At 70.9% G+C, this 6,372-nt stretch carries 3 protein-coding genes; 1 reads left to right on the forward strand and 2 read right to left on the reverse strand.

Features of this window, described 5'->3' with window-relative positions; translation table 11 throughout:
• Positions 1 to 281: 281 nt before the first annotated feature.
• Complete coding sequence (locus tag ACFW2Y_RS34090) at positions 282 to 1,586, reverse strand: extracellular solute-binding protein (RefSeq protein WP_384887124.1); 1,305 nt, start codon at positions 1,584 to 1,586, stop codon at positions 282 to 284.
• Between the two features lie 298 nt (positions 1,587 to 1,884).
• Here ACFW2Y_RS34090 and ACFW2Y_RS34095 point away from each other — a divergent pair, with 298 nt between their 5' ends.
• Complete coding sequence (locus tag ACFW2Y_RS34095; protein WP_384887126.1) at positions 1,885 to 4,653, forward strand: glycosyl hydrolase; 2,769 nt, start codon at positions 1,885 to 1,887, stop codon at positions 4,651 to 4,653.
• A gap of 86 nt (positions 4,654 to 4,739) precedes the next feature.
• Here ACFW2Y_RS34095 and ACFW2Y_RS34100 read toward each other — a convergent pair whose 3' ends face one another.
• A complete protein-coding gene (locus ACFW2Y_RS34100) occupies positions 4,740 to 5,765 on the reverse strand; it encodes a LacI family DNA-binding transcriptional regulator (protein ID WP_384887127.1) in 1,026 nt (341 codons plus the stop codon).
• Positions 5,766 to 6,372 lie beyond the last annotated feature (607 nt).

Raw genomic sequence — 6,372 nt, forward strand, 5'->3', positions numbered from 1 at the left:
GGGCCCCGGTCGGGGGGGCGGGGCGGCGCGCGGCGGGGCGGCCGGCGCCTGCGGTGCGGTGCGGGTCCCGGGCGGCCCTTCGGTACCTGGGGGGGGGGGCGGGGAGCGGGACGTGCGGAGGGGCACCTGCGGTGCGGAACGGGGCGTGCCTGCGGGCGGGACCGTCGGTGTCGACCGGGGGCGAGGGCGGGGCTCTGCGTCGGACGGGCACCCGAGGGGAGTCGGGGCCCGTCCGCGCCGGAGGCGCCCGGGTGGGGCCGGGCCCGTCGGGGGGAGGGAGGTCAGCCGATGGTGTTCGCGACGCCCTTCTTCGCGTTCGACCAGGCCTTCTCGGGCGAGGTGCCCTTCCGTTCGACCTCGCTCAGCGCATTGGTGATCTGCTGGGCGATGTTCTGGTCGTGCACCCCGAGAACCTGTACCGGGGCGGCCTTCGCGGCGTCACCGAAGATCTTGCCGATGGGCGCGTCGGAGAAGTACGGGTCCTTGGCGCCGGTGACCTTCTCGATCGCTCCGGTGGAGGAGGGGAAGTTGCCCTGCTTCTCGAAGAGGCGGGCCTGCTGTTCGGGAGCGGTCAGCCACTTGATCAGCTCGTACGCCTCCTCCTTGTGCTTCGCGGCCTTCGGCACGGCGAGGTAGGAACCGCCCCAGTTGCCGGCGCCACCGGGAAGCGCGGCGATGTCCCACTTGCCCTTCCCGGCCTCACCCGCCTGGCCCTTGATGTAGCCGAGCATCCAGGCGGGGCAGGGGATGGTGGCGAAGGAACCGGCGGCGAAGGCCTGGTTCCACTGCGGGGACCACTGGTCGAGCTTGGCGCTGAGGCCGGCCTGCGCGGCTTCGACGGAGTGGTCCCAGGCGCTGCGCAGGGCCGGGTTGTCCTCCCAGATCAGCTTCCCGGAGGCGTCGTAGTACCGCTCCTCCTCCTGGCCGATCATGATCGAGTAGAGGCTGCCCACGCTGTCGATCCACGTGCTCTTGGCGGGGGCCTTCGCCTTGTACTGCTTGCCGAGCTCCAGGTAGCCGTCCCAGGTGGCCCACTTCGCGGCGAGCTCCTGGCGATCGGTCGGCAGTCCGGCCTGCTCGAAGAGGTCCGTGCGGTAGCACAGTGCCTCCGGACCGACGTCGGTGCCGAGGCCGAGGACCTCGCCCCCCTTGCCGGTGGCGGCGGCCCACTTGGCCGGGGCGAACTGGTCCTCGAGCGCGTCCGCCCCGTACTTCTTGAGGTCCTCGAACCGGTCGGTCTGCTGCTGGGCGACGGAGGCGATCCGCCCGACCTCGATGCCCTGGACGTCCGCGAGGCCGCCGCCGCCGGCGAGTCGGGTCTGCAGGGACTTCCAGTAGTCGGCTTCGTCCTCGGTGTCCGTCTGCTTGATCGTGACGCCGGGGTGGAGCTTCTCGTACTCCGCGTACAGCCCGGCCTCCTTGTATCCGAAGGAGCCGAACAGGTCCACGGTGATCGTGACCTCGCCCCCGGCGCCGTCCCCGGACGCGGTGTCCGTCGAATTTCCGCAGGCGGCGAGCAGTGCCCCGGCGAGAACGACCGCTCCCAGTCGGGCGGTGGTTCTCCTGGCGGCTCGGGCGATGGGCATGGGAAGCCTCCTTGGCTCCGGAACGAGCGGGACGAGCGGCAGCGGTGCACGGCGTTCGAAAGCGGTCGACCATGCTTGAGAGCGCTCTCAATCTTGCGCAGGGAGCGTGCCCCCCGGGAAGGGCATCCGTCAACCCTCGAAGGCACATCGGACGGAAGGAGGTGCCAACTCCCTTCCGTGTTCAATCTATTGACACGGCCGTTTCACGGGTTCTACGTTTCCGGCAATTTGAGAGCGCTCTCACCGGTATCCCCGTGCCACCTCCCCCATCCGCCGCGACGACATGAGGTGCTCCTTCATGCCAACCCCCCGCAGCAGACCGGCCGCAGTGCTGGTCCTGGTCTCCGCCCTCTCCGCCCTGGGACTCGGCCCCGCAGCCGCCCCCGTGGCGGCGGCCACCGTCCCGGCCGGCGCCGGGAGCTACTCCGACACCAGGCCTCCGGGTACCTCCGGACCCACCACCAACACCGGTACGCCGGTCACCCCCAAGGTGACCTCCGCGGCGCAGGGCAAGCCGGTCCCCACCAACGACTGGTGGTCCTCCCTCGCCTTCCAGCGGTACGGCGACAACCCGTACTCCACTCCCATGTACGGCCACCCGCTCACCTACCAGGCCGTCGCCGGCGGACTGGAGATCGGCTACCCGACCAGCCCGGCGATCGTCGGTGACGGCCGCCAGTACGAGTTCGCCCACAAGCGGGACCTCACCCTCGGCCTCACCGGCCTCAACTCGCCCGACACCAAGGCGGACGCCTGGTCCGACTGGACCGTCACCCCCTACTGGTCCGACGGTGCGCGGACCCTGCGCACCACGATCGGCCACGGCCTGCCCTTCGTGTACGCCAAGGGCACCGGCGGCGACGCCCGGATCACCACCGCCCAGGTGCCCTCCGTCTTCGCCGACCAGGGCAACGTCCTCGGCATCACCGTCGCAGGCCACCACTACGCGCTCTTCGCCCCCAGCGGGACCGACTGGAAGGTCTCCGGCACGACCATCACCACCGGCCTCGGCGGCAAGGACTACTTCTCCGTCGCCGTCCTGCCCTCCACCGGCGCGCTCACGACCTATCGGAAGTACGCGTACAGCTTCGTCACCGGGTCCACGGTGAACTGGAGCTACGGCGCCGGGACCGTCCGGGCCACCTACGCCCTCACCACCGAGGCGAAGGAGGGTACCGAGCGGGGCACCCTCCAGGCGCTCTACCGCCACCAGTGGCTGCACACCACCGACCCGCTCACCCCGTACTCCTACGTCTCGCCCCGCGGCACCATGAAGGTCCGCGAAGCGAGCTCCTTCACGACCTCCCAGCCGGCCGCCGCCACCTTGCCCGGTCTCCCGGGAGTCGGAGTGGACCCGGCCCGACTGCGCGGGTACCTCAACGAGGTCGCCAACTCCTCCGACCCGTTCTCCGGCGCCGTCGACACCTACTGGACCGGCAAGGCCCTCGGCAAGCTCGCCCAACTCGTTCCGCTCGCCGACCAGATCGGCGAGGGGGCCGTCCGCGACAAGCTGCTCGGCCTGATCAAGGGACGGCTCCAGGAGTGGTTCACAGCCGGCGGGGCCAACGAGTTCTCCTACGACCGGACCTGGAAGACCCTCACCGGCTACCCGGCTTCCTACGGCAGCGACACCGAACTCAACGACCACCACTTCCACTACGGCTACTACGTGTACGCGGCGGCGATCGTCGCCCAGTACGATCCGGCCTGGGCCGCCGACCCGGCCTGGGGCGCCATGGTCAAGACCCTGGTCCGCGACACCGCCAATCCCAGCCGCACGGACGGCTCCTTCCCGTTCCTGCGCGGCTTCGACGTCTACGCGGGCCACAGCTGGGCCAGCGGACACCAGGGCTTCGCCGCCGGAAACAACCAGGAATCCTCCTCGGAGTCCACCAACCTGAGCGCGGCCCTCGTCCTCTGGGGCTCGGCCACCGGCGACACGACGCTGCGCGACCTCGGCACCTATCTGCTCACCACCGAGAGCGAGGCCATCGCCCAGTACTGGTTCGACGCCGACCAGCAGGTCTTCCCCGCTTCGTTCCAGCACGACACCGCCGGGATGGTCTGGGGCAGCGGAGCCGCCTACGCCACCTGGTGGACCGCCAACCCCGAAGAGATCCACGGCATCAACGTCCTCCCGGTGACCGGTGGCTCGCTGCACCTCGGTGGACACCAGGACGCCATCCGGCGCAACCTCGCCGAGATGGAACGCGAGAACGGCGGTCCCGCCGTCGAATGGCGCGACGTCCTCTGGGAGTTCCAGTCCCTCGCCGACCCTGGCGCCGCCAAGGCCAAGTGGGATTCCGGGAACGCCGGCTACACCCCGGAGGCGGGGGAGTCCAAGGCGCACACCTACCACTGGATCACCGCCCTCGACGGCCTCGGCGCCCCCGATGCCACGGTCACCGGGTCGATACCCACCTCCGCCGTCTTCACCAAGGGCACCACCCGCACCTACGCCGCCCACAACTACGGCGCCACCGCCCGCACGGTGACCTTCTCCGACGGCAAGTCCCTTTCCGTACCGGCCCGTTCCACTGCGACCGGCACCGGAACGGGGGGAACCGACCCGGGCCCGGGGCCCTCCACCGGCAACACCTTCCAACTCCGTACCGGCGGCATCCTGACGACCGCCACCGGAGCGACCGCCGGCAGTGACACGATCGCCTCCGCCCAGGGCGCCAACCACGACGGCACCCCGCACGCGCCGCTCGTCTACGAGGTCAGGGGCGTCAACGGCACGCTCAGATCCGACGGTTCGACCGCCTTCCGCCTCCAGGTCGACGCCGGCACGGTCGTCGGCCTCGGCCAGCAAGCCCGCATCAGTTACGACCTCACCGGCGACGGCACCTTCGACCGGACCGAGACCTACCACTACTTCGCGACCGACCCGATCGACGGCTGGGAGGAGTACAACCAGGCGCGCGGCCTGAAGTCCGCCACCGGAACGCTCGGTGACCTGCACGGCGGGACGGTCCGCCTGGAGGTGTGGAGCGCGATCGGCAACGGCGACTCACGGCTCCAGACCGGCACCGACCGCTCCGTGGTCGTCATCCCGTACGACTGACCCCGTCCTCGGCGGACCGCGGCGGGCCTGGAAACGCCTCCGGGCCGCCGCCCCGCGCTCGCCTCGCCCGGAAGGGTGCGCGCGCCTCACGCGGAAGCGCGGCGGACCAGGGAAGTGGGCGTGATCACCGACCCGGGGATCTCCGGACCGGTTCCGTCGAGCAAGCGCATGAGCAACTTCACCATCAACCGGCCCATGCCCTCGACGTCCTGGTGCACGGTGGTCAGGGCGGGCGAAGTCCGTTCGACCACCGAAGCCATGTCGTCGAAGCCGACCACTGCCACGTCCTCCGGCACCCGCACACCGCGTTCCCGCAGGGTCCGCAGCGCGCCCGAGGCCATCAGGTCATTGGCGGCGAACACTCCGTCGACGTCCGGCCGCCGGTCGAGGAGCTCCGCCATCGCGCGGGCCCCGCTCTCCTCGGTGAAGTCGCCCCGGCACAGCAGCGCGGAATCGGCGTCGAGGAGCACGTCCCGGTAACCACGGATCCGGTCGATCGCCGAGGTCTGGTCCGGAGGGCCGGAAATGTGCGCGATGGTCCGCCGCCCGAGCCCCACCAGATGGCGCACGGCCTCCCGGGCCCCGCCACGGTTGTCGCAGTCGACGAACGGCACGGTCGGATCGGTACCCGGAGCCGGGCGCCCACCGACGACCACCGGAATCCGGGCCTGCTCGATCACCGCCGGCAGCGCGTCGTCACTGTGCAGGGAGAACGCCAGCGCGCCGTCGACGTGTCCGCCGCCCAGATAGCGCGAGATCCGTTCGTGGTCCCCCGGGCCTTCCACCCACAGCAACACCAACTGGGAGTCGTGTACGGTCAGTTCGCGACTGATCCCACGAACCTGCTGCTCGAAGAACGGATCCGAGAAGATCCGGAACTCGGGCTCCGCGATGATTACGGCCACGGCGCCGTTGCGCCGGGTCACCAGGGTCCTGGCCGCATGGTTCGGGACGTATCCGAGTTCCTCGACGGCCCTGCGCACCTTCTCGACGAGCGGAGCCCGGACTCCCGCACCGCCGTTCACGACCCGGGAGGCCGTGGCGCGGGACACTCCGGCGCGTGCCGCAACGGCTTCCAACGTGGGGCGGGGCCCCGCGGTCTGCTCGGTCAAGACGGGCGCTCCTCGGGCTGGGCGTGGCGGACGGACGGGCCGTGCGGACGAGCTGCCCGCGGTGGGGCGTGTGCGGTCCTGTGCGAACCAGGATATCTGTAGCGACCACCTCTCTGAGAGCGCTCCCAGATCGATGATGCGCCCGCGCGCCACCCCTTCCCCCCGGTCGGACCGCGGGGCGGCACGGCCGGGATGCGTGCCCTTCGCGGCGCACCGAGCGCTGGACGGCGGTGAAGACCAGGGCGGACTGCATGACCAGGGCCGACGGGCCGGCTGTGACGGGAGCGGAGCGGACGCACGGACCGGTGACGGCGCCGAGGAGGACGGGAAGAGCCGGACGGCGGTCGTTGTCGATGACGTGTGGGATCGGCAGGGCCGGGCGGCTCGTCACCAGAGGGGTCAGCGCACGGCAGTTGACGGCGGTTCCGTCCCGTCCCGATGGTTCAGGAGATGCGTTTCCTGGGCACCATGCCCCCACCCGTCCCTCTTGTCACGGCCTCCACCGTAGGAGGGGAACCCCACCGGTCCGTTTCCTCCCGGAGCGCGCAGTGTCACGCGGCAGTCCGGCCGGTCCACATCGTTCTCGGCCGTGCGCACCGGCTTGCCG

The organism is Streptomyces sp. NPDC058877 (assembly GCF_042742855.1).
GTDB lineage: Bacteria > Actinomycetota > Actinomycetes > Streptomycetales > Streptomycetaceae > Streptomyces.